Origin of the sequence: Microbacterium sp. EYE_78 (assembly GCF_023149035.1) — a bacterium.
Taxonomy (GTDB): Bacteria; Actinomycetota; Actinomycetes; order Actinomycetales; family Microbacteriaceae; genus Microbacterium.
In genome coordinates this window covers 44930-67731 of record NZ_JAHXMY010000001.1, presented here as the reverse complement: position 1 = coordinate 67731, position 22802 = coordinate 44930, and the positions used below count along the sequence as shown (strand labels likewise).

Sequence of the window (22802 nt, the reverse complement as noted above, 5' to 3'; positions counted from 1 at the left end):
GATCGCGGGGTCGCCGACGGATACCCTGAGAGGGTGACGATGGACGAGCTCCCCGACCTCACCCGATACGACGGCGTCCTCTTCGACCTCGACGGTGTCCTGACACCGACCGCCGAGGTTCACATGCACGCCTGGCGCACCATGTTCACCGAGCTGTTCTCGGGGTGGGGCATCGAGCCGCCGTACCGCGACGAGGACTACTTCGAGCACCTCGACGGCAAGAAGCGGTACGACGGCGTTGCGAGCCTGCTCCGCTCCCGCGACGTCGAGGTCCCATGGGGAGAGCCCGCAGACGACCCCTCGCAGGACACGGTGTGCGGCATCGGCAACCGCAAGAACGCCGTCTTCGAGCAGGTGCTCCGCGCCGACGGCATCGCGGCCTACCCCGGATCGCTCGCCCTCGTCCAGAAGCTCCGAGCGGCTGGCGTCCCCATCGCGGTCGTCTCGAGCTCGAAAAACGCCCGCGAGGTCCTGACGGCCGCCGGCATCCTCGAGCTGTTCCCTGTCGTGATGGACGGCGTCGTGGCGGAGGAGGAGGGGCTGGCGTCCAAGCCCGCTCCCGACGTCTTCGCGCGTGCGGCAGAGATGCTGGGCGTCGACCCCGCCCGCAGCGCCGCCGTCGAGGACGCCCATTCGGGTGTACAGTCGGCCGTCGCCGCAGGCTACGGACTCGTCGTCGGCGTCGACCGCGGCGCAGGAGCCGACACCCTCCGGGGCGTCGGCGCGCACGTCGTCGTCGACGACCTCGCGGTCTTCGCCTGACCCCGGCATCTCGACCCCCCCACCCGAAGAAAGACCCGCATGATCGATCGTCATCGCTTCCCCGTGGACCCGTGGCGTCTCGTCGAGACCTCGTTCTCGCTCGACGACGTCGGAGTCACCGAGACCCTCTTCGCCGAGGGCAACGGCTACCTCGGACTGCGCGGCAACCACCCCGAGGGTCGGCACGCGCAGGAGCACGGCACGTTCCTCAACGGCTTCCACGAGATCTTCCCGATCCGGCACGCCGAGCAGGCGTTCGGCTTCGCCGAGGTCGGTCAGACGATCATCAATGCGCCCGACAGCAAGGTCATGCGCGTCTATGTCGACGACGAGCCGCTCTCGCTCGACATCGCCGATCTCCGGGAGTACGAGCGCGCCCTCGACATGCGTCGCGGTGTCCTGACGCGCCACATCCGCTGGATGACACCGAGCGGCAAGGACGTCGTCATCGACTACGAGCGCATGGTCTCGTTCGAGGAGCGGCACGTCGCGGTCATGCGCATCTCGGTGACGGTCCTCAACGCCGACGCCCCGGTGACCGTCAGCTGCCAGATGGTGAACCGGCAGGACGGTCAGGACGTCTACGGCGGGGGCGGAAAGCCCGGCCGGAAGCAGGACGCCGGTTTCGATCCGCGGAAGGCAGAGGGCTTCACCGATCGCGTCCTCCAGCCCGAGGACTACTGGCAGGACGGCAGCCGTGCGGCGCTGTCGTACAAGGTCACGGCATCCGGGATGACCGTGGCCGTCGTCGCCGACCACATCGTCGAGACGGAGAACGACTATTCGACCAGGTCGCTGGTCGAACCCGACATCGCGAAGAACGTCTTCCGGGTGCAGGCGCGCCAGGGTGTGCCCGTCACCATCACCAAAGCCGTCGCGTACCACACCTCCCGCGGCGTCCCGGCGCGGGAGCTCGTCGAGCGCGCCCGCCGGACGCTCGACCGCGTCGAGCACGAAGGCATCGCGCACCTCTTCGAGCGCCAGGAGGCCTGGGTCCAGGCGTTCTGGGAGCGGTCGGACGTCGTGATCGAGGGGCAGGACGACCTGCAGCAGGCGACCCGGTGGTGCCTGTTCCAGCTCGCGCAGGCGGCGGCGCGCGCCGACTCGCTCGGCGTTCCCGCCAAGGGCGTCACCGGCTCGGGGTACAGCGGCCACTACTTCTGGGACACCGAGGTCTACGTCCTGCCGTTCCTGGCCTACACGACCCCGCTGTGGGCGCGGAACGCGCTCCGGATGCGGTCGCTCATGCTCCCCGCCGCGCGCAAGCGCGCCGGCCAGCTCAACGAGGCGGGTGCGCTCTTCCCCTGGCGCACCATCAACGGCGAAGAGGCCTCGGCGTATTACGCCGCCGGCACCGCGCAGTACCACATCAACGCCGACGTCGCCTTCGCGCTCGGCAAGTACGTCCGCGCGACCGGCGACACGGAGTTCCTGCACCGCGAGGGCGTCGACATCCTCGTCGAGACCGCGCGGCTGTGGGCGACGCTCGGATTCTGGCGCTTCACCGAGGGCGGCGAACCCGAGAGCTTCCACATCCACGGCGTGACCGGACCGGACGAGTACACGACGGTCGTCAACGACAACCTCTTCACCAACGTCATGGCCCGGTACAACCTCCGGTACGCGGCGCGCGTCGTGCGGGAGATGTCGGTCGACGAGCCCGAAGCGTACCGCGCGATGGTCGACCGCCTCGACCTCGACGAAGCGGAACCCATCGCCTGGCAGGCGGCCGGCGAGGCGATGCACATCCCGTACAGCGATGCCCTCGGCATCCACCCCCAGGACGCGATCTTCCTGGAGCGCGAAGTGTGGGACCTCGAGAACACCCCGAAGGAGCAGCGGCCGCTGCTGCTGCACTTCCACCCGCTCGTGATCTACCGCTACCAGGTGCTCAAGCAGGCCGACGTCGTGCTGGCCCTCTTCTTGCAGGGCAACCAGTTCACCCCCGCCGAGAAGCTCGCCGATTTCGAGTACTACGACGCGCTGACAACGGGCGACTCGACGCTGTCCGCGGTCGTACAGGCGATCCTCGCGGCTGAGGTCGGCTACCAGGACCTCGCCCTCGAGTACTTCCGGCAGTCGGCGTTCGTGGACCTCGGCGACCTGCACAGCAACGCCTCGGACGGGGTGCACGTCGCCTCCGCAGGCGGCGTCTGGACGGCGCTGGTCGCCGGATTCGGCGGCATGCGCGACCACCGCGGGGCGCTGAGCTTCGATCCACGACTGCCCGCGGCGTGGCCGTCCCTCTCGTACACGCTGCACTGGCACGGCACGAGGCTGCAGGTCACGGTCCGGCGCGACGAGCTGACGGTCGCCGCCGGCGAGGGCGGCCCGGTCTCGTTCACCGTGCGGGGAGCGGGCTACACGGTCGCCGGCGGAGAGACCGTCACCGTGCGGCTCGAAGGCCAGGGGCCGGTCATCCCCGGGCGGCCGACGCTCCGCCAGATCGGCGAACAGCTCCGTGAGGACGGAACGCTGCTGTCGGCATCCGTCCCCGACGCGACCGCGGCGACCTCGGTACCGGTGCACACCGGGACGATCCCGATCGTCACGGCCGATTCGGGCGCGAACGATCAGGCGCGACTGGAGCCTGACACGCGGACGCAGCAGATCCGCACCGTCGACGCGAACGACGTCGGCGTCGACGCCTGAGTCGTCCCGAGGATCAGGCCGATCCGGTCTCCCGCATCGCCGCGACGATCGCGCGCACCGCGTCCCGCCCGGCGCGGTTCGCGCCGATCGTCGACTGCGACGGGCCGTACCCGATGAGGAAGAGGCGCGGCTCGTCGATCGCGCGGGTGTTCCGCACCCGGATGCCGCCCGCCTCGGTGCGCAGACCCAGCGGTGACAGGTGCGCGATGTCGGCACGGAACCCGGTGGCCCACAGGATCGCGTCGGCGGGTTCGAGGGTGCCGTCCGGCATCCGCACCCCCGTCGGTTCGACGGCGGTGAACATGGGATGCCAGACGAGCGCCCCCCGGTCCTGCGCGGCCTGCGCCCAGGGCGACCAGTGCGCTCCTGTGACCGAGACGACGCTGCCGGGCGGCAGGCCCCGGCGCACGCGCTCCTCGACGCCGGCGATCGCCTGAATGCGGGCGGCCGTGTCGAAGGCGTCGGCATCCCACTTCGGTTCGGCGCGCGAGACCCAGAAGGTGTCGGTGACGGCCGAGATCTCGTCAAGCAGCTGAATCGCCGAGACCCCTGCTCCCACCACGACGACGCGACGCCCGGCGAAGGCGTCGGCGGCCACGTAGTCGTGCACATGCAGCTGGACGCCCGCGAACCGCTCCTGCCCGGGGTAGTGGGGCCAGAAGGGACGGCGCCAGGTGCCGGTCGCGTTGACGACGTAGCGCGCTCGCCAGGATGCCGCTCCGTCCGGCGTCTCGGCGGTCACGAGCAGGCGGCCGCCGGCATCGTCGTCCTCGCGGCGGACCGAGCGCACGCGGACCGGCCGGTGCACGCGGAGGTCCTGCAGTCGTTCGTACTCGTCGAAGTACGCCGGCAGCACCTCGCGGCTCGGCGCAGCGGGATCCGCCGGGGGCACGGGATGACCGGGGAGCTCGTGGATGCCGTTGACCGTCCCCATGCGCAGCGTGGCCCATCGATGCTGCCAGGCTCCGCCGGCTCGGTCCTCGGCATCGAGGACGACGAACGTCGGGCCGTCCTCGCCCGAGGACGCCGGGACGAACCCGCGCCGTCGCAGGTGGTGGGCGGCCGACAGCCCGGCCTGCCCGGCGCCGATCACCGCGACGTCGACGAGGGAGGCGCTCATGCCGGCGGTCAACGCCCCGCAGGGGCGGGGTGTTCCCGAGCGGCGTCGGGCGACGGGTCGGATGTCGGTGCCACGCCGTAGTCTGTTCTGGTGACCACCGCCCTCTACCGCCGCTACCGCCCGGAGACCTTCGGCGAGATGATCGGGCAGTCGCAGGTGACCGAGCCGCTGATGACGGCGCTCCGCAGCGATCGCGTCGGGCACGCCTACCTCTTCTCCGGCCCGCGCGGATGCGGCAAGACGACCTCGGCGCGCATCCTGGCACGCTGCCTCAACTGCGCACAGGGGCCGACCGACACCCCGTGCGGCGAGTGCGACAGCTGCCGCGAGCTCAGCCGCGGCGGCGGAGGGTCGCTCGACGTGGTCGAGATCGACGCGGCATCCCACAACGGCGTCGACGACGCACGCGACCTGCGCGAGCGGGCGGTGTTCGCGCCTGCGCGCGACCGGTTCAAGATCTTCATCCTCGACGAGGCGCACATGGTCACGGCGCAGGGATTCAACGCCCTGCTGAAGCTCGTCGAGGAGCCTCCCGCGCACGTCAAGTTCATCTTCGCGACGACCGAGCCCGAGAAGGTCATCGGCACGATCCGCTCGCGCACCCACCACTACCCGTTCCGCCTGGTCGCACCCGCCGCGATGCTCGAGTACGTCGAGCAGCTCTGCGCAGCCGAGGGCGTCTCGGTCGAGCCGGGCGTCCTGCCCCTCGTCGTTCGTGCCGGCGGCGGCTCGCCTCGCGACACCCTGTCGCTGCTCGACCAGCTGATCGCCGGGTCCGAGGACGGCGCCGTGGCCTACGAGCGAGCGGTGGCGCTCCTCGGGTACACCCACGCCGAGCTCCTCGACGAGGTGGTCGACGCGTTCTCGGCGCGTGATGCCGCAGCGGCCTTCGGCGCCGTCGACCGCGTCGTGCAGACGGGGCAGGACCCGCGTCGGTTCGTCGACGACCTGCTCGAACGCCTGCGCGACCTGATCATCGTCGCCGCGACCGGCGAGGGCGCGCGCGCCGTCCTCCGCGGCGTACCCGCCGACGAGCTCGACCGGATGGGCCGCCAGGCCGCAGCCTTCGGCACCGACCGGCTCTCCCGCATCGCCGACCTGGTCGTCACGGCGCTCGACGACATGACGGGCACCACCTCGCCTCGACTGCAGCTCGAGCTGCTCGTTGCCCGCGTCCTCGCGACCGCGGACGCCGGCGTCGCGGCATCCGCTCCCGCGGCGACGGCAGCAGCGTCGCCCGTCCCGGCATCCGCGCCCCCGGCGTCCGCCCCGGTCCCGTCGACCCCGGTGGCGTCTGCCCCGGTGGCGTCTGCCCCGGCTCCGTCGGCGTCGAACCCCGAACCAGCCCGGACGGTCGCGCCCGCGGAGCCCGCCGTCGCCACACCCGCGCCGCCCGCCCCACCGGTCCCGAGCGGGCCGGTGACCTTCGAGCAGATCCGCGACTCGTGGCCCGAGATCCTCCGGCGCCTCGAGGACATCAGCCGCACGTCGTGGATGATCGCGACCGCATCCCGTCCGGTCGCGTACGCCGAGGGCGACATCCTCACCCTGTCCTTCCAGAACCACTCGGACGTGCAGTCGTTCAAGAAGCTCACCGCAGGCAAGGGGCCGAGCGAGGACCTCCGGACGGCGATCCTCTCCGTCCTCGGTGTGCGCGTGAAGTACCTGACCCGCCACGACGCGGACCCCACGCCCCCACCGCCCGGCGGGGTAGGACATGAGGGTCCTCGCGATCCGGGCCCGCCCGACACCGGTCCGCAGAGGGACGTCGGGGGATCGACGACCGCAGCCGCGCCGTCGGCCTCGCGCTCAGCCCCCGCGGCCGTCGCATCCGCGAGCGCCGCGCCGGTGACAGAATGGGCCGTCGCACCGATTCCGAGTGACGACGGGCTCCCGTCCGCGCAGTTCGCCGTCGACGACGAGCCCGAGGATGCCGCACCGTCCGCCGTGCGGACGCTCACGGCGGTGCGCGAGGCGGCTCCGGTCCACGAGGGCGACGTGATGCCGGTCGAGGCGCTCGAGCCCCCGGACGAGGATGACGTCCCGCCGCCGGTGGACGCCGACGCCCCGATCCCGGCGCTGACCGTGCCCGCGCCCCGCCCACCCGAGCCGCCGCGGGGCCCGCGTCCGGGCGGCATCGAGCGCGTCGGCGAGGCCGTGGTCCGGCAGATCCTCGGCGCGCGGTTCGTGCGAGAAGAGCCGTACACGCCGCCCACGAGGTTCAGCTGATCCATGTACGACGGCATCGTCCAAGACCTGATCGACGAATTCGGTCGGCTGCCGGGCATCGGCCCGAAGTCCGCGCAGCGGATCGCGTTCCACATCCTGCAGACCCCGTCCTTCGACGTGTCGAGGCTCGCCCACCTGCTCTCCGAGCTGCGGGAGCGGGTCCGGTTCTGCGAGATCTGCGGCAACGTCTCGGAGCAGCCCCAGTGCTCCATCTGCCGTGACCCCCGGCGCGATCGCACCCTCATCTGCGTGGTCGAGGACGCCAAAGACGTGTCGGCCATCGAGCGCACGAGGGAGTTCCGAGGTCTGTACCACGTGCTGGGCGGATCCATCAGTCCGATCGCCGGCATCGGACCGGACGACCTCCGCATCGCTCAGCTCATGCAGCGCCTCGCGGACGGCACCGTGACAGAGGTGATCCTCGCCACCAACCCGAACCTCGAGGGCGAGGCGACGGCGACCTATCTCAGTCGCCTGCTGCACACGCTCGAGATCCGCGTGACGCGCCTCGCGTCCGGCCTGCCGGTGGGCGGCGACCTGGAGTACGCCGACGAGGTCACCCTCGGGCGCGCGTTCGAGGGCCGCCGCACCGTCTGAGCCCGCGACGGTCGATGTCGTCGGGGCGCGCTAGCGTGAGCGCGTGAGCCAGGCATCCGCCCCGTCGACGACGACGACGATCTCCTCCCGTGGCTGGCTCCTGTTCGCCGCGATGGCACTCCTGTGGGGCATGCCGTACCTCTTCATCAAAGAGGCCGTCGCGTCGTACTCCCCGGCGGCCGTCGTCGCCGGGCGGACCCTGCTGGCGGCGCTCCTGCTCCTGCCGATCGCTCTGCACCGACGTGCGCTGGGTCCTGCCCTGCGCCGATGGCCGTGGGTGCTGGCGTTCGGCGCGATCGAGATGGCGGGTCCCTTCGTCCTGCTGGGGCACGCCGAGCAGACCCTGCCGTCCGGTCTCACGGGACTGCTGGTGGCGACGGTCCCGCTCTTCGCCGCACTCATCGCGCTCGTGCGCGGCGATCGCGCAGCCCTGGCACCCCGGCGCGCGGCAGGGCTCGGCCTCGGGTTCGCAGGACTGGTGGTGATCGTCGCGGGTCCCGGTCTGGCCGTCGCCGGCATCCCGGGACTCCTGTCGATCGGCGAGGTCCTGCTCGTCGCGCTGCTGTACGCGATCGCGCCGTTCCTCGTCACCACGAAGCTGCACGACGTCCCCTCGCTCGGGACCATCACGCTGTCGATGGCCGCCGTCGGCCTGTTCTACCTCCCGATCGGTGTGCTCACGACACCCGAGATGCCGACGGTCAGGAGCACCGTCTCGCTCGTCGCGCTCGGCGTGCTGTGCACGGCCGTCGCGTTCGTGGTGTTCTTCGCGCTCATCGCCGAGGTCGGTCCGGTGCGGGCGCCCCTGTTCACCTATGCGAACCCGATCGTCGCCATCCTGCTCGGTGCCCTCGTGCTGGGCGAGGCGTTGACGGTCGGTCTCGCGATCGGGCTCCCGCTCGTCATCGCGGGCTGCTGGCTCGCCGGCACCGGGGGCTTCCGCCTTCGGCGACGGCGGATGCCGCCACCCGCAGCCCTCGGCTGACGCCGCTCATCCGGTCGGCGCGAACAGCTCGGGCTCCTGCGCGAGGGTGCGTTCGATCGCGGCGGTGATGTCGTCGTCCTCGACGATGTACTCGTCGTCGACGCGCTCCTGCGCATCGCTCCAGGCGTCGTCGTCGCCGATGCCGGCGGTTTGCTCGTGTTCCGCGCTTGCGCGCTCGATGGTCTCCGCGGTGGCCTCGAGGCCCAGGGTGCGGAACGCGTCGGCGATCGCTTCGAGTGGTGCCTCGTCGTCGTCCGCGTGCGTCTCGATCGCCGACCAGAGTCCGGCGTCCGTCACCGCGCCGTGGAAGGTCACGACCCGCCGCACGGCGGCGTCACCCACGGTCGTGGGGGCGTCGTCCTCCAGGGCGCGGTTCCAGATCTCGTCGCTCGCAGCGCTCATCCCTCGAGCGTAGGGCTCACGAGCGCACCCGCGCTCGCGCCTTGATGACGCTGCCGAGCGAGGCGCGCAGGGGTTGCCCGACATAGATGCCGAGCGATGCACCCACCGCGAGGGCGATGCCGATCGTCGCCGCCGAGGCGAGCGTGGTGAACCCGATGAGCAGGGTGACGGTGCTGTACCCCGACTCGACGACGCCGAGCAGACCCCGGAACACCGCGGCTCCCGGCACCATCGGAAGGATCGCCGCGGTCGTGATCGCGACCGAGGGCACGTGCAGCCGGTACGCCGCCACGATGCCGAGGAGGCTCCCGGCGAAGGCGCCGACGCCGCTGGCCGCGGCGGTGTCGAACCCGAGTCCGACCGAGGCGGTGTATCCCGCCCAGGCCACGACGCTCAGGCCGACGCTGACGACGACGACCCGCAGACCCGCGCCGTTGTAGATCGTGACCGCAACGGCGATGAGCGCCGCGCCGACGAACTGCAGCGGCAGGGGACCGAAGGGCAGCGGGTCGTTCGGCGGGTCCATTCCGGCGCCGACGACTCGGGCGGTCTCGAGGCCGATGAGGATGCCGAGCACCACGCCGAGGGTCTGCGTCGTGAGCTCGAGGATGCGTCCCATCGCGGTGAGGGCGAAGCCGTCGATCGCGTCCTGCGCGGCGCCCACCACCGTGAGGCCCGCGAGCATGAGCACGATCCCCGACGCCACGATGACGGAGGGTCGGATGTCGGCGGCCGCCGCCCAGCCGGTGGCCTCGAGCCCCGGCGCGAGCGCCGCGATGAGGGTGAGCACGAAGGCACCGGCGATCTGGCTGAAGAAGAAGGGCACGCGCGCACGGCCGAGGAGGAACTGCGTCACCGCGGTCGCGCCGGCGGCGAGGAAGGTCAGGAGGATGACGAGCCAGTTGGCGCCGAACATCAAGGCGACCCCCACGGCGAGAAGCGCCTGCGCGCCGACGACGACCGGGGGGTGGTAGGCGAACGGCGTTCGGCGCACGACGCGGAACTGGGTACGTGCGGCGTCGATCGGCATCCCGGATCGGATCTCCGCGACCAGTGCCTGCAGGCGCTGCAGCCGGGCGTGGTCGGGAGCTTGCGTCCGCACGACGCGCATGAGCGTGATCGGCCGATCCGCACCGCTGCGGTGGTGCGCGACGGTGATGGAGTTGTAGCTGACGTCGACGTGGACGGGGTCGAGGCCGAACATGCCCGCGACGCGGACGATCGTCAGGGTGACCTCGCTCGCCGGGGCGCCCGCAGCGAGCATCGCCTCGCCGATCCGGATCGCGAGGTCGAGCACGCGGACGGCGAAGGCGTCGTCGATGACGGGGATCATCTCGGTGTGCGGCGAGGTCACCTCGGGGGTTCGCACGAGGGACTGCAGAGACGAAAGGATCCGGCGGCGTCTCATGTCCGCCAGCCTAAATCAGCGCGGCTGATCGACCGGTCGGAGCCCCCGGCGCACGTGACTGCGCACGTCACATGGCAGCGTGCGCATGCCGCGCTCCTTAGGATGGGTCCGGGCGTGAGTCTCCGCCCGCCGGCTGCGCCCGGCATCCACCCGGGAGTGTCCGACATGGCCCTGATCGTCCAGAAGTACGGCGGTTCGTCCGTCGCCGACGCCGAGAGCATCCGCCGTGTGGCCAAACGCATCGTCGACGCCCGCCGCGCAGGTGATGACGTCGTGGTCGCTGTCAGCGCGATGGGCGACACGACCGATGAGCTCCTCGACCTCGCGTCGCAGGTCTCGCCGCTGCCGGCACCCCGTGAGCTCGACATGCTGCTCTCCAGCGGTGAGCGCATCTCGATGGCGCTGCTCGCGATGGCGATCAACTCGATGGGGTTCGAGGCTCGCTCGTTCACGGGCAGCCAGGCGGGCATGATCACCGACAGCTCCCACGGCGCCGCGCGCATCGTGGACGTGACGCCCGTCCGCGTGCGCGAAGCACTCGACGAGGGTGCGATCGTCATCGTGGCGGGCTTCCAGGGGTTCAGCCGCGACACCCGGGACATCACGACGCTCGGTCGAGGCGGATCCGACACGACGGCGGTGGCCCTCGCCGCCGCCCTGCAGGCGGACGTGTGCGAGATCTACAGCGACGTCGACGGCATCTTCACGGCCGACCCGCGCGTCGTCCCCAAGGCGCGCAAGCTCTCGACCGTGCAGGCCGAGGAGATGCTCGAACTGGCGGCGAACGGTGCGAAGGTGCTGTACATCCGCGCCGTCGAATACGCCCGCCGTCACGGCGTCATGATCCACGCCCGCTCGACGTTCAGCTCGGGCGTCGGCACCTACGTCCTCGGTGCCGGGATGACCGCCCCGCACCACCCGGAGGGAGAAGAGATGGAAGAGCCCATCGTCACCGGTGTCGCCACCGACCTCAGTCAGGCGAAGATCACCGTCGTCGGAGTGCCGGACGTCCCCGGCAAGGCGGCCGAGATCTTCAAGATCGTCGCGAAGTCCGGCGCCAACGTCGACATGATCGTCCAGAACGTGTCGGCTGCCGCGACCGGTCGCACGGACATCTCGTTCACCTTGCCCAAGGCCGAGGCGTCGACGGCCCTGCGCGCGCTGTCGGTCGAGCAGGAGTCGGTCGGCTTCGACAAGCTCGTCCACGACGATCAGATCGGCAAGCTCTCGGTCGTCGGTGCCGGGATGCGCACCCACTCGGGTGTCTCGGCGACCCTGTTCGAGGCGCTGTCGACCTCGGGAGTGAACATCGAGATGATCTCGACGTCCGAGATCCGCATCTCCGTCGTGGTGCGCGGCGACGACCTCGCCGACGCCGCGCGCGTCGTGCACACGGCGTACGGGCTCGACGGCGACGCCGAGGCCGTGGTCTACGCCGGCACCGGACGCTGACGGGCGGCGCTCACCCGAGCGCCGTCAGCCACTCATCGAACGTCGGCCCGATGAGACTCGCCTGCGCGCCGGGCAGCGCCAGCCCGCGACGCAGGCCGCGCATCTGCGCCCCCGGCACGTTGAGCGGCACCACGGGTCGTCTCGCACCGTGCCGACGCACCCACGCGCGGATCATCCGTTCGAGGCGCTCCTCGTGCGGGCCGGCGATGTCGCGAGCCCGGCCCTGGGCCCCTGCCGCGGCCAGCTCGACGAGCCTCGCCGCCACCTCGGCCGCCGCGATGGGCTGTACCCGCGCCCGGGGTGCGAGCTGCAGCGGACCGAGGGAGGCCTGCGCCGCCACTTGCCCCGCGAATTCGTGGAACTGGGTCGCCCGGAGGATCGTCCACGGCACCGGGGCGTCCTCGTACAGCGCCTCCTGCGCGACCTTGCCGGCGTAGTAGCCGTTCGGGTTCCGATCGATCCCGACGATCGACAGCAGCACGACGTGGGGGACCGACTCTTGCTCAGCCGCGGCGAGCAGGATCTTTGACGTCGCCGTGAAGAACTCCGTCGCTCGCGGCCCGCTCGTCGTCGCGGTACTCGCCGCATCCACCACCGCGTCCGCACCGCGCAGCGCCCGCCTCACCGCCTGTGCGTCGCGCAGGTCGACCCCGGCCGCCCGCGACAGGACGACGGCGTCGTGCCCTTCGCGTCGCGCGTGCTCCACCACGAGTCGTCCGACCGTTCCCGTTCCGCCTGCCACTGCGATCCTCATGTCGCTCCCTCCGAAGGTGTGTCACTGTGATGACGATGCAGCCTCCCCGGATGTGAGGTGCGGGACGGAGATGCGATGAGGGATGCCGCGGCGACCCCCGCGCGGGACTCGGCGGACGTCGACGCGCACCGGTCCGTCCTGATCGCGGCGGCCTACCGGATGCTCGGCAGCCTCGCCGATGCAGAGGAAGCCGTGCAGGAGGCCTTCGTCCGGTGGGTGCGGCTGGCGCCGGACGCACGTGCGTCCGTCGTGTCGCCCGGCGCGTGGCTCATGCGGACGACGGGACGCATCTGTCTCGACGTGCTCGGCTCGGCCCGCCGCAGACGGGAGCACTACGTGGGCGAGTGGCTCCCCGAGCCGGTGCCCCTCGGATCGAGCGCGGCGACACCGGATCCCGAGCGCGCCGCGGTGCAGGCCGAGAGCGTCTCGACGGCGCTCCTCATCGTCCTCGAGACGCTCACCCCCGCGGAGCGCGTCGCATTCGTGCTGCACGACGTGTTCGACGTCCCGTTCGATGAGATCGGCGAGGTGCTGGGGCGCTCGTCCGCCGCGTGTCGGCAGCTCGCGGCATCCGCCCGTCGGCACGCCGGGCGCAGGGCCGGAGCGTCGGTCGCGAGGCGGCGGCACGACGAGGTCGTCGCCGCGTTCGCGGCCGCGAGTGCGACGGGTCGTCTGGACGCGCTCGTGGGCGTCCTCGCGCCCGGCGTCGTGCTCGTGTCGGACGGCGGCGGGGTGGTCTCCGCGGCCCGGCGGCCGGTGCGGGGCGCCGACCACGTCGCGCGCTTCCTCATCGGGCTCGCTGGAAAGGAGCCCGCGGCGCGGTACGAGCCGGTCGAGACGGGTGACGGCGCCGGTATCGCGATCCGGCTCGGCGGCGAGGTCGCCGCCGTCGTGACCTTCGCGACGGATGCCGACCGCGTCACCGACGTCTGGATCATGCGGAACCCCGAGAAGCTGCGCAGCTGGACCTGAGCCCCGCGATCGGCAGGAACCGGTCGGTGCGCGACGGTCCTGCGACGACACATGCGGGATCCCGCATCCGCGCCGCCGGTAGAATCGCCGAAACCCGCTCTTCCGCGCCTGCGTCATGCCCGTCGCAGCGCGCCGCACCTTCGAGGAACCGCCATGACCGTCATCTCCGAATCGGGATTCTCCGTCGCCGTCGTGGGCGCCACCGGCCAGGTCGGCACGGTGATGCGCGAGATCCTCATCGAGCGAGGCTTCCCGATCCGCGAGCTCCGACTGTTCGCGACCGCACGCTCCGCCGGGTCGACGATCGACTTCGACGGAAAGGCCGTCGTCGTCGAGGACGTCGCCACCGCCGACCCGACGGGCATCGACATCGCGCTGTTCTCCGCCGGCGCGACCGGCTCCCGCGCCCACGCCCCCCGCTTCGCCGAGGCGGGAGCCGTCGTCATCGACAACTCCAGCGCCTGGCGGATGGATCCCGAGGTGCCGCTGGTCGTCAGCGAGGTCAACCCGCACGCGATCCAGGACCTCCCCAAGGGCATCATCGCGAACCCCAACTGCACGACCATGGCCGCCATGCCGGTCCTCGGGCCGCTGCACGCCGAGGCGGGCCTCGAACGCCTCACGGTGAGCACCTATCAGGCGGTCTCGGGCTCGGGCCTCGCCGGCGCCGAGGAGCTCTTGGGCCAGGTCGAGTCCGTCCTCGCGCAGGGGGAGACCATCGGCCTCGTCCACGACGGCGGCGCAGTCGAGTTCCCCGAGCCGCAGAAGTACGTCGCCCCGATCGCATTCAACGTCATCCCGCTCGCCGGCAGCATCGTCGACGACGGGCAGGACGAGACGGACGAGGAGAAGAAGCTCCGCAACGAGAGCCGGAAGATCCTCGGGCTCCCGGACCTCCGTGTCGCGGGCACCTGTGTTCGCGTCCCCGTGTTCACGGGTCACTCGCTGTCGATCCACGCCGAGTTCGCGCGCGACATCACCCCGGCACGCGCCGCCGAGCTCCTCGCAGCCGCTCCCGGCGTCGAGCTCGCCGACGTGCCCACGCCGCTGGGCGCCGCGGGCTCGGACCCGAGCTACGTCGGCCGGATCCGCGCCGACCAGTCCGCGCCCGAGGGCAGGGGGCTCGTCCTGTTCATCAGCAACGACAACCTCCGCAAGGGTGCCGCGCTGAACGCGGTCCAGATCGCCGAACTCGTCGCGGAGGGTCTCTCCGCGCGCGTCTGACCGGATGCCGGGTGCCCGCCTCCGGCATCCGCCCCTTCACCTGCGGAAAGAACCCGGTTTCCTGCGCCCCGCAGTGCCCGCCCACGACGATCGCCGGCGCGGGGGAGACGTAGACTGGATGACCGTGACTGACAACTCCGGAGCAGACGAGAACGCCGCCGAGAACGCCGCCGCAGCGGGTCCGGCCTCGGTGAGTCCGGAGGACACGTACGACGCCATCCTCATCGGCGGCGGCATCATGAGCGCCACGCTGGGGACACTCCTCACCCAGCTCGAGCCGGGATGGAAGATCGGCGTCTTCGAGCGTCTGTCGGAGGTCGCTCAGGAGTCCTCCAACGCGTGGAACAACGCGGGGACCGGCCACGCCGCCCTCTGCGAGCTGAACTACACGCCCGAGGCGCCCGACGGGACGATCGACCCCGTGAAGGCGATCGGCATCAACGAGCAGTTCCAGCAGTCCCGTCAGCTGTGGAGCGCCCTCGTCGAGCAGGGCGTGCTCGATGAGCCGTCCACCTTCATCAACGCGACGCCGCACATGACGTTCGTGCGGGGCGAGAAGGACGTCGCATTCCTCAAGAAGCGCTACGAGGTCCTGAAGGAGCAGCCCCTGTTCGCGGGCATCGAGTACTCCGAGGACTCCCGGGTCATCAACCAGTGGGCGCCGCTGCTGATGCAGCAGCGACGGAAGGGCGAGCCGTTCGCGGCGACCCGGGTCCCCGCCGGGACCGACGTCGACTTCGGTGCGCTCACGCGACAGCTTTTCGACCACCTCGCTGAGCAGGGTGTCGACGTCGAGACGAACCGCGAGGTCCGCGACCTCGACCGCCGGAAGGACGGCACGTGGGAGGTCACGTACCGGCACACCGTCGGCCGGACGCCCGGCAAGGTGCGTGCCCGGTTCGTCTTCGTGGGCGCCGGCGGCTGGGCCATCAAGCTGCTGCAGCGCTCCGGCATCCCCGAGATCTCCGGCTACGGCGTGTTCCCCATCGGCGGCCAGTGGCTGAAGACCTCGAACCCGGCACTCGTCGCCCAGCACAAGGCGAAGGTCTACTCGCAAGCGTCCGTGGGGGCTCCGCCCATGTCGGTGCCCCACCTCGACACGCGCGTCGTCGACGGTGAGGCCTCGCTCCTGTTCGGGCCGTTCGCGACCTTCAGCCCCAAGTTCCTCAAGAACGGGCGCGTCACCGACATCGTCGCGCAGGTCCGCCCCGGCAACATCCTGCCGATGCTCAAGGTCGCGATCGACAACCCGGGCCTCATCAAGTACCTCGTCAGCGAGCTGCTGAAGAGTCACGCGAAGAAGGTGGACTCGCTGCGCGACTTCATGCCGAGCGCGAAGGGCGAGGACTGGGAGCTCCTGCAGGCCGGGCAGCGTGCGCAGGTCATGAAGAAGGACCCGAAGAAGGGCGGCGTGCTGCAGTTCGGCACCGAGGTCGTGAGCTCCGCGGACGGGAGCATCGCAGGCCTCTTGGGCGCCTCGCCGGGCGCCTCCACCGGGGCATCCATCATGCTGGGGCTCCTGAGGACCTGCTTCCCCGACCGTCTTCCCGCGTGGGAGCCGAAACTGCGGGCCCTCATCCCGACGTACGGCACGACCCTCAACGACGACCCCGAGACGGCGCGCAGCGTGCTGGACGCCACCGCCGCGGCGCTGCACATCAACCCCTGAGGCGCGCGTGGCGAAACTGTACTTCCGCTACGGGGCGATGAACTCCGGGAAGTCGACGGCGCTCCTGCAGGCGGCCTACAACTACGAGGAGCGCGGTCAGCACGTGCTGCTGGCCAAGCCCGAGATCGACACGAAGGGCGCCGACCAGATCTCGAGCCGCCTCGGTGTCGAGCGGACCGTGGATTTCCTGGTCGGTCGCGACGACGACCTCCGCGCGCGCTTCGCGACGCATCGTCAGCGCGTCCAACTCGAGGCCCGCGCGGCGCTCGTCCCCGACGCGCGCGAGGACGTCGCGTGCCTGCTCGTCGACGAGGCCCAGTTCCTGACGCCCGAGCAGGCCGACGACCTGCTGCGGATCGCGGTGGAGGACGGCATCCCGGTGCTCGCGTACGGCATCCGCACCGACTTCCAGACGCGGGCGTTCCCGGGCTCGGCGCGCCTGATGGAACTGAGCCACAGTCTTGAGGAGCTCAAGACCATCTGCCGCTGCGGCAGCAAGGCGCTCTTCAACGCGCGACTCGTCGGCGGACGGTTCGTCTTCGACGGCGACCAGGTCGCGATCGACGAGCTCACGGCCGACCGGGTCACCTACGAGTCGATGTGCGCCCGGTGCTACCTGCGGGAGTCCGGCGGACGGCTGCGCTGACCGGTCTCAGCGCGCCGGCAGCGACGGGATGAGGTCGTCGAGGTAGGCGGCGGTGTCCTCCCAGCCCTCGACGGCGTGGCAGGTCACTCCCATGGCGAGCACGGGGTAGTCGTTGCCGTGCTCGTCGAGACGGTCGCCCACGAAGAGCATGTCGTCGAGGTGGATGCCGGTCTGCTCGGCGAGCTTGCGCATGCCGTAAGCCTTGTCGATCCCGCGATGGGTGATGTCGACCGAGGTCGATCCTCCGGAACGCACCTCCAGATCCGGGATGCGGGCGGCCACCGCGTCGCGGAGCGCGTTCTTCTTCGCACCGGTCGGATCCCACGCGGTTTTGGCGTCCAACGGTGCTGCCTGGCCGAGCGCGGAGAAGGTGATCTGGGATCCGCGGTCCTCGAGGATCGGGCCCCAGGTCTCGGTCTCCCAGAGGCCCAGCCGCACGGCCTCCTCCTCGACGGCGGACAGCGCGCGTGCCTTCTCGTCCTCGGTGAGCGAGAGGGCGTAGATCGTCTCGATCCCGTCCTCGGTCAGACGGTAGTACTGGGTTCCGCAGGTCGGCATCAGGTGGAAGCGCGACAGGGTCGCGGCGTCCGTCTGCGGCAGGCGCTCGACCACCTGGGACTGGAACTGCTGCAGCTGACCGCCCGAGATGATCGCGACCTCGACGCGGTCGGCGAGACCGAGGAGGAGGTCGCCCATGCGCGGATCGATCGCCGTCTTCGAGGGGGCGAGCGTGTCGTCGAGGTCGAATGCGATGAGGCGCGGAGAGGTCATGATGCTCCGTTCTGCGGGAGTGAGGATGGCCCCTCCGAGGAGGGATGCGAAAGGCCCCGCCGGTGTCCGGCGGAGCCTCTCTGCTGTCGGGGTGACAGGATTTGAACCTGCGGCCTCGTCGTCCCGAACGACGCGCGCTACCAAGCTGCGCCACACCCCGTGGCAACCCTCCAAGCTTACCCCGTGGAGGGCCTCTCGGACGAATCGGCGGCGGCTCGCGCCCGCAGCGTCAGCACGGATGCCTCTGGGAGGCATCCGAAGCGGACTGGCGCGTAGATGGAGTGGCCGAGCCCGGCGCTGACGTTCAACGGCACCCGTCGGCCGGCGTGCGTCCAGGTGCTGAGACCCCGTGCCTGATCGAGCGGGATGTCGCAATTGGCCACCAGCGCCTTCTTGGCGAACGGGATGCGCACCTGACCGCCGTGGGTGTGCCCGCCGAAGATCATGTCGACGCCCGTCCGCGTGAAGCGGTCGAGCACGCGGCGGTACGGAGCGTGCGTGATCCCGAGGCGGAGGCGCGGCGCATCGGTGTCGGGGAGCGACTCGTAGGCGGCCTCGGCCGCGTCCAGGTCGTCCCATTCGCGGTGCGCGTCGTCGACGCCGAGTGCGTCGATGCGGAGGTTGCCGACGACGAGGCTCGCTGCGGTGTTGTCGAGCAGCGTCAGGCCGAGGCCGGCGAGGTAGTCGTCGAGCGCATCGACGTCGAGGGAGGGCGCGAAGACGGGGTGGTGCGACGGGCCGGTGAAGTACTTGAACGGGTTCCGCCCACTGGGGGCGACCTTGTCATTGGATCCGTGGACGACGAAGCCCGGAACGCCCCGCAAGGGCGCGAAGGCGTCACGGATGCCGTCCAATCCGCGCTCGTGCCCGAGGTTGTCGCCCGTGTTGATCACGAGGTCCGGCTGTACCGCCTCGGCCACCCCGGCGATCCATCGCTGCTTGCGGTGCTGCCACGGCGCCATGTGGGCATCGGAGAGGTGCAGGACGGTCACCGACGGCGAGCCGAACGGCAGAACCTGCAGATCGTGACGACGAACCGTGAACAGATAGCGCTCGATACCGACGCCCCAGACGCCCGCGGCGACGCCGACCGCCCCCGCCGCGCTCAGCGCGGCGAGGGCGGTGCGTGTCGGCGTGGTCACTCAGCCGTCGCCGTTGCCACGGCCGTTGCCGTTTCCATTGCCGTTGCCGGGTGCGTCGTCGTTCTCGCCGCCGCCCTGGCCACCGCCGCAGTCGGGCGCCTGGAACTCGATGGTGATGGTCTGCGAACGCGACACGGTCTCGCCCGCGGCCGGATCCGTGCCGGTCACCACGCCCTCGGGCGGTGCACCCTCGGTCTGCTCGCAGCTCTGAGCGAGGTTCGTGAACCCGGCTGCGCGGAGGGCGTCCGCGGCCTGCTGCGGGGTGCCCCCGACGCCTGGCACCGTCGATCCCTGCCCGTTGCTGGGGCGGATGGTGACGTTCGTCCCAGCGACGACCCGACCGGCTCCCGGCGACTGCTCGACGATCGTGCCCTCGGCCTCGGTGGCGTCCACGGCGTCGCCGACGCTGACGCTGAAGCCTGCATTCCGCAGGCGGTCCGTCGCTGCATCCGTGTCGAGACCGATGACGCTCGGGAGCGTGACGTAGGTCTGCTTGGTGAGTTCACGATCCGGTTCGGGGAACGCGTCGCCGCCGTACCGCGCATTGGCTGCACGCTGCATGTCCGGCCAGATCGCATTGCGGATGCGCGACAGGCGGTAGCCGCTCTCCCAGTGCTCATCGAGCTTGATGTTCTTCACGCGGTCGCCGACCTTGGTGGCGTTCGCGTTGCCCACCCAGACGACCGTGGCGACCTTCGTGCTGGCGCCGTCCATCCAGGTGTGCTCGAACTGGTGGATGCCGGTCTTGCCCATGATCGGGACGCCGTCGAAGGTCCGCGCGCCGGACCCGGTGCCGTCGCCCTGCATGACGCCGCGCAGCGCGTACGCGGCCGTCGAGGCGACGGCCTCGGTCATCTTCCGCTCGCACGTGGTCTCCGGGATGGGCATGTCGTTCCCGTCCTGGTCCACGACGCGGTCGATCGCCTTGGGCTCGCACAGCACGCCGTTGCCCGCGATCGCGGCGTACACCTGCGCCATGTCGAGAGGCGCGACGTTCCCCGACCCCAGGACGTCGTACGGCACGTTCTGGTCGTCGAGCGGCTTGCCGTCGCCGCGCATGACCCCGAGGTCCATCGCCAGGCGGTTCGTGCTGCAGATCGAGATCTTCTCCGCCATCGCGAGGAAGCCGGAGTTCAGCGAGTCCTTGGTGAATCTGTAGACCGAGCCGTTGTACCCGGAGTTGCCTTCGAAGTTGCCGATGTGTCCGGGGATCTGGGAGTTGTCGGCCGGTTGATCCGTGTACTGGCCGTCGCACGTCTCGACGCGCTTCTCGCCGACGCGACCGTTGACGATCTCGTTCACCGAGTGACCCTGCTGCAGCCAGTTGATCAGGCTGAAGACCTTGTACGTCGAGCCCGCGGAGAAGCCCGACGCGCCGCCGTTCTTCCCGCGGACGTTGTAGTTGACCTGGGTCGTCGTCTTCCCGTCGGCATCGTCGGCCCACGGGCGGTTCTGCACCATGGAGAGGATCCGACCGGTCCCAACTTCCACCTGAACGCCCGCAGAACCGAGGTCCATGTAGTCCACGCTGTCGGGCACGACCGAGATCGCTTCGTTGGCGGCCTTCTGCAGGGCGGCGTCGAGCGTGGTGTAGATCTTCAGGCCGCCGCGCCGCAGAGCGGAGATCCCGTCGTTCTCGTCCTCGCCGAACGCAGGATCGTTGCGGATGATGGAGGTGACGTACGAGCAGAAGAACTGCGCGCCCCCCGCACCCGTGGCTTCGGAGCATCCCTGGGGTCGCGACGTGATCTTCGGTTCGAGCGGGGCGTCGACGGCGGCGTCGTGCTCCTCTTTCGTGATCTTGCCGTCCTGCAGCATGCGGTCGAGAACGTAGACCTGCCGGTTCTTCGAGAGCGAGTACCCGTCCTCCGCGCCGTTGACGGCGGTGCCGTCGGCTGTCGTGCGGGTGCCGCCCTTCTTGTCGATGCGGAGGGTGTTCGGAGACTGCACCATTCCGGCGATGACCGCAGCCTGACCGATCGTCAGCTTGGCGGGCGTCGTGTCGAAGTAGTGCCGGGCAGCGGCGCCGATGCCGTAGGTCGATCCACCGAAGTGGGCGATGTTGAGGTACCCGACGAGGATCTCGTTCTTCGAGTACTCCTTCTCGAGCTGGATCGCGTACCGCATCTCTTGCAGCTTGCGCGTGTAGCCTTCGGTGCCCTCGTTCGCGGTGCTCTCGTCGTAGCAAGCCGTGACCTGTTCGGAGTTCTCGGCCTGCGCTTCGCAGTTCTGCTGCAGGACGTTCTTGACGTACTGCTGCGTGATCGAGGACCCGCCGCGGTTCGATCCCGAGCTCGCGTTGCGCGCGAGCGCGCTCACCGTGCCGAGCAGATCGATGCCGCCGTGCGAGTAGAAGTTCTTGTCCTCACTCGAGAGGAATGCGTCGTAGACCACGGGGTTGACCTCGTCGAAGGTCACCGGGATGCGGTTCTGGTCGTAGAACTCCGTCAGCTTGACGTTCTTGCCTTCGGTGTTCTTCACGTAGATCGTCGAGGGCAGCATCAGCTTGTCGATCTTGAGGTAGCTCGGCATGTTGTCGAACATCTCGATCGCGCTCGAGGCCGCGTAGCCGGAGACGGCGATGGCGGGAGTGACCGTAGCCGTGACGAGAAGACCGGCCACGGTGCTCAAGCCGATGAGGCCGAGGACGCCTCCGAGCACACCGGTGGCCGTGCGTTTCGAGTGGGGCATAGGCTGATCGTAAGGGAGATAGCTGGGGGATGCCTCGGTGACCCACCCTGTGTCGAGCCCGCCAGGGCCGCGCCGTGACGACCTCCGGGAGCCCTTCATGACCACGTGGGAGTACATGACCACGCCGCTGCTGATCCACAACACGGCGGCCATCCTCAACAACTGGGGCAAGCAGGGGTGGGAGCTCGTCCAGGTGGTGCCCGGCCCCGAAGGCGGCCTGGTCGGCTACTTCAAGCGCCCCGCTGGGGGCGACGGATCGGCCAACGCCGGCCTCGGCGCCGCTGCGCAGGCCGCCCGCCAGTTCGGGGAGGCGTGATGTCGGTCACCGCGCGGCTGCGCGAACTCGGCATCGAGCTGCCTCCCGTCGTCCGTCCGGTCGCGTCCTACGTCCCGGCCAAGGCGCACGGCGACCTCGTCTACACGGCCGGTCAGCTCCCCATGATCGAGGGAGAGCTCCCCGCCGTCGGCAAGGTCGGCGATGGTCCCGGCCTCGTCCCGGCAGCGGATGCGTCGGGCCTCGCCCGGCAGTGCGCGCTCAATGCGCTGGCCGCGGCGGCGGACGCCGTGGGTGGCGTCGATCGGGTCACCGGGGTCCTCAAGGTGACCGGATTCGTGGCATCCGTTCCGGAGTTCACCGGCCAGCCCGGCGTCATCAACGGCGCCAGCGATGTGCTGGGTGAGATCTTCGGCGACGACGGGCGTCATGCCCGGTCGGCCGTCGGCGTCCCCGTTCTGCCGCTCGACAGCCCCGTCGAGGTCGAGGTCGTCTTCACTGTCGCGTGATCGTCGCGGGTCCCTCGCAGGGATCCGATCGGCACCGCCTCAGCCGCCCAGAGACCGCAGCGCGACGCTGTGCGCATGACCGCACGACTCGCCCGCCCCACCCTGATCCTCCGCGGAGCCGCCGTCCTCTCGGGCGCGGCGCTCCTCGCCGGCTGCGCTGCCGCACCGGCCGCGCCCGCCGACGCCGACATCCCCGCAGCCGCCACGGCGGCCTCTTCCGACGGTGGCACCCGCGCCGACCGCTCCGACACCGCGACCGAGGCCGCGAACACCGAGGTCGTACGCTCGCTCTTCACGCAGGCGTTCGCGGACCCCGGCTCGGTCTCGGCGGAGCAGACTGCCGCCGACGCCGACGCCGACGCCGACGCCGACGCCGACGCCGTCGCGGACGACGCGGTCGCGGACGGCGACCTCGTCTGGACCCTCTCCCACTCGGTCGGGGCGAGCGAGGACGACCCGTATCTCGCGGCGGACATCTTCCGCGTCGACGACGGCCTCATCCGCGAGCACTGGGACGTCGTGCCCACGACCGGAGGCTGATCG

At 70.6% G+C, this 22802-nt stretch carries 20 protein-coding genes and 1 tRNA gene; 13 read left to right on the top strand and 8 right to left on the bottom strand.

The features are described from left to right. The first annotated feature begins 39 nt into the window (after positions 1-39). The gene (locus tag KZX17_RS00320; protein ID WP_248171686.1) at positions 40-762 is read left to right on the top strand and encodes an HAD family phosphatase; all 723 of its coding nucleotides are present in this window, start codon (positions 40-42) and stop codon (positions 760-762) included. 39 nt (positions 763-801) lie between these two features. Beyond that, positions 802-3414, top strand: a complete 2613-nt coding sequence (locus tag KZX17_RS00315) for a glycoside hydrolase family 65 protein (protein ID WP_248171585.1) — start codon at positions 802-804, stop codon at positions 3412-3414. Positions 3415-3427: 13 nt separating this feature from the next. On the opposite strand, the gene KZX17_RS00310 is transcribed toward KZX17_RS00315, so the two are convergent. Continuing rightward, a complete protein-coding gene (locus KZX17_RS00310) occupies positions 3428-4534 on the bottom strand; it encodes an FAD-dependent oxidoreductase (RefSeq protein ID WP_248171586.1) in 1107 nt (368 codons plus the stop codon). A 90-nt stretch (positions 4535-4624) separates the two neighbouring features. Here KZX17_RS00310 and KZX17_RS00305 point away from each other — a divergent pair, with 90 nt between their 5' ends. The 3 genes from KZX17_RS00305 to KZX17_RS00295 are packed head-to-tail and all read left to right on the top strand — an operon-like array spanning position 4625 to position 8345. Beyond that, entirely contained in the window at positions 4625-6763 is a 2139-nt protein-coding gene (locus KZX17_RS00305; protein ID WP_248171587.1) for a DNA polymerase III subunit gamma and tau, read from the top strand. Positions 6764-6766: 3 nt separating this feature from the next. Continuing rightward, on the top strand, positions 6767-7360 hold the full coding sequence (gene recR, locus KZX17_RS00300) for a recombination mediator RecR (RefSeq protein WP_248171588.1): 594 nt from the start codon (positions 6767-6769) through the stop codon (positions 7358-7360). Positions 7361-7403: 43 nt separating this feature from the next. Next, positions 7404-8345 (top strand): DMT family transporter, encoded by a 942-nt coding sequence (locus KZX17_RS00295; protein WP_248171589.1) that lies wholly within the window; start codon positions 7404-7406, stop codon positions 8343-8345. 6 nt (positions 8346-8351) lie between these two features. Here KZX17_RS00295 and KZX17_RS00290 read toward each other — a convergent pair whose 3' ends face one another. Together KZX17_RS00290 and KZX17_RS00285 are read right to left on the bottom strand one after the other, a co-directional pair. Further along, positions 8352-8747 carry a hypothetical protein gene (locus KZX17_RS00290; protein WP_248171590.1) on the bottom strand — a complete coding sequence of 132 codons (396 nt, stop codon included), beginning with the start codon at positions 8745-8747 and terminating at the stop codon, positions 8352-8354. 16 nt (positions 8748-8763) lie between these two features. After that, on the bottom strand, positions 8764-10155 hold the full coding sequence (locus KZX17_RS00285; protein WP_248171591.1) for a threonine/serine exporter ThrE family protein: 1392 nt from the start codon (positions 10153-10155) through the stop codon (positions 8764-8766). Between the two features lie 165 nt (positions 10156-10320). On the opposite strand from KZX17_RS00285, the gene KZX17_RS00280 reads away from it, so the two are divergent. Further along, positions 10321-11607: an aspartate kinase gene (locus KZX17_RS00280; RefSeq protein ID WP_248171687.1), complete on the top strand. Its 1287-nt coding sequence runs from the start codon at positions 10321-10323 to the stop codon at positions 11605-11607. A gap of 10 nt (positions 11608-11617) precedes the next feature. Here KZX17_RS00280 and KZX17_RS00275 read toward each other — a convergent pair whose 3' ends face one another. Beyond that, on the bottom strand, positions 11618-12361 hold the full coding sequence (locus KZX17_RS00275; RefSeq protein WP_248171592.1) for an SDR family oxidoreductase: 744 nt from the start codon (positions 12359-12361) through the stop codon (positions 11618-11620). A gap of 75 nt (positions 12362-12436) precedes the next feature. On the opposite strand from KZX17_RS00275, the gene sigJ reads away from it, so the two are divergent. The 4 genes from sigJ (at position 12437) to KZX17_RS00255 (ending at position 16872) form a co-directional block, all read left to right on the top strand. After that, complete coding sequence (gene sigJ, locus KZX17_RS00270; protein WP_248171593.1) at positions 12437-13333, top strand: RNA polymerase sigma factor SigJ; 897 nt, start codon at positions 12437-12439, stop codon at positions 13331-13333. A 153-nt stretch (positions 13334-13486) separates the two neighbouring features. After that, positions 13487-14557, top strand: a complete 1071-nt coding sequence (locus KZX17_RS00265; RefSeq protein WP_248171594.1) for an aspartate-semialdehyde dehydrogenase — start codon at positions 13487-13489, stop codon at positions 14555-14557. A 118-nt stretch (positions 14558-14675) separates the two neighbouring features. After that, a complete protein-coding gene (locus KZX17_RS00260; protein ID WP_248171595.1) occupies positions 14676-16226 on the top strand; it encodes a malate:quinone oxidoreductase in 1551 nt (516 codons plus the stop codon). A 7-nt stretch (positions 16227-16233) separates the two neighbouring features. Further along, positions 16234-16872: a thymidine kinase gene (locus tag KZX17_RS00255; RefSeq protein ID WP_248171596.1), complete on the top strand. Its 639-nt coding sequence runs from the start codon at positions 16234-16236 to the stop codon at positions 16870-16872. 6 nt (positions 16873-16878) lie between these two features. Here KZX17_RS00255 and KZX17_RS00250 read toward each other — a convergent pair whose 3' ends face one another. The 4 genes from KZX17_RS00250 to KZX17_RS00235 form a co-directional block, all read right to left on the bottom strand. Continuing rightward, positions 16879-17643, bottom strand: coding sequence for an HAD-IIB family hydrolase (locus KZX17_RS00250; RefSeq protein ID WP_248171597.1), 765 nt, complete (start codon positions 17641-17643; stop codon positions 16879-16881). 86 nt (positions 17644-17729) lie between these two features. Beyond that, a tRNA-Pro gene (locus KZX17_RS00245) sits at positions 17730-17803 on the bottom strand. Positions 17804-17819: 16 nt separating this feature from the next. After that, the gene (locus KZX17_RS00240; protein WP_248171598.1) at positions 17820-18785 is read right to left on the bottom strand and encodes a metallophosphoesterase; all 966 of its coding nucleotides are present in this window, start codon (positions 18783-18785) and stop codon (positions 17820-17822) included. Continuing rightward, complete coding sequence (locus tag KZX17_RS00235; protein ID WP_248171599.1) at positions 18786-21476, bottom strand: transglycosylase domain-containing protein; 2691 nt, start codon at positions 21474-21476, stop codon at positions 18786-18788. It abuts the gene before it with no gap. 97 nt (positions 21477-21573) lie between these two features. Between KZX17_RS00235 and KZX17_RS00230 the strand changes: the two genes are divergently transcribed. The 3 genes from KZX17_RS00230 to KZX17_RS00220 all read left to right on the top strand — a co-directional run bounded on the left by KZX17_RS00230 (position 21574) and on the right by KZX17_RS00220 (position 22799). After that, positions 21574-21792: a DUF4177 domain-containing protein gene (locus KZX17_RS00230; RefSeq protein ID WP_248171600.1), complete on the top strand. Its 219-nt coding sequence runs from the start codon at positions 21574-21576 to the stop codon at positions 21790-21792. Beyond that, positions 21792-22259, top strand: a complete 468-nt coding sequence (locus tag KZX17_RS00225) for a RidA family protein (protein ID WP_248171601.1) — start codon at positions 21792-21794, stop codon at positions 22257-22259. The genes KZX17_RS00230 and KZX17_RS00225 overlap by 1 nt, the downstream gene beginning before the upstream one ends. A 75-nt stretch (positions 22260-22334) precedes the next feature. After that, entirely contained in the window at positions 22335-22799 is a 465-nt protein-coding gene (locus KZX17_RS00220) for a hypothetical protein (RefSeq protein ID WP_248171602.1), read from the top strand. The last annotated feature ends 3 nt before the right edge of the window (positions 22800-22802 follow it).

Coding starts and splice junctions, on each gene's coding strand:
- KZX17_RS00320 (WP_248171686.1), top strand. CDS start 40: ATGGACGAGCTCCCCGACCTCACCCGATACGACGGCGTCCTCTTCGAC.
- KZX17_RS00315 (WP_248171585.1), top strand. CDS start 802: ATGATCGATCGTCATCGCTTCCCCGTGGACCCGTGGCGTCTCGTCGAG.
- KZX17_RS00310 (WP_248171586.1), bottom strand. CDS start 4,534: ATGAGCGCCTCCCTCGTCGACGTCGCGGTGATCGGCGCCGGGCAGGCC.
- recR (WP_248171588.1), top strand. CDS start 6,767: ATGTACGACGGCATCGTCCAAGACCTGATCGACGAATTCGGTCGGCTG.
- KZX17_RS00290 (WP_248171590.1), bottom strand. CDS start 8,747: ATGAGCGCTGCGAGCGACGAGATCTGGAACCGCGCCCTGGAGGACGAC.
- KZX17_RS00285 (WP_248171591.1), bottom strand. CDS start 10,155: ATGAGACGCCGCCGGATCCTTTCGTCTCTGCAGTCCCTCGTGCGAACC.
- KZX17_RS00280 (WP_248171687.1), top strand. CDS start 10,321: ATGGCCCTGATCGTCCAGAAGTACGGCGGTTCGTCCGTCGCCGACGCC.
- KZX17_RS00275 (WP_248171592.1), bottom strand. CDS start 12,361: ATGAGGATCGCAGTGGCAGGCGGAACGGGAACGGTCGGACGACTCGTG.
- sigJ (WP_248171593.1), top strand. CDS start 12,437: ATGAGGGATGCCGCGGCGACCCCCGCGCGGGACTCGGCGGACGTCGAC.
- KZX17_RS00265 (WP_248171594.1), top strand. CDS start 13,487: ATGACCGTCATCTCCGAATCGGGATTCTCCGTCGCCGTCGTGGGCGCC.
- KZX17_RS00260 (WP_248171595.1), top strand. CDS start 14,676: ATGACCGTGACTGACAACTCCGGAGCAGACGAGAACGCCGCCGAGAAC.
- KZX17_RS00250 (WP_248171597.1), bottom strand. CDS start 17,643: ATGACCTCTCCGCGCCTCATCGCATTCGACCTCGACGACACGCTCGCC.
- KZX17_RS00235 (WP_248171599.1), bottom strand. CDS start 21,476: ATGCCCCACTCGAAACGCACGGCCACCGGTGTGCTCGGAGGCGTCCTC.
- KZX17_RS00230 (WP_248171600.1), top strand. CDS start 21,574: ATGACCACGTGGGAGTACATGACCACGCCGCTGCTGATCCACAACACG.
- KZX17_RS00225 (WP_248171601.1), top strand. CDS start 21,792: ATGTCGGTCACCGCGCGGCTGCGCGAACTCGGCATCGAGCTGCCTCCC.
- KZX17_RS00220 (WP_248171602.1), top strand. CDS start 22,335: ATGACCGCACGACTCGCCCGCCCCACCCTGATCCTCCGCGGAGCCGCC.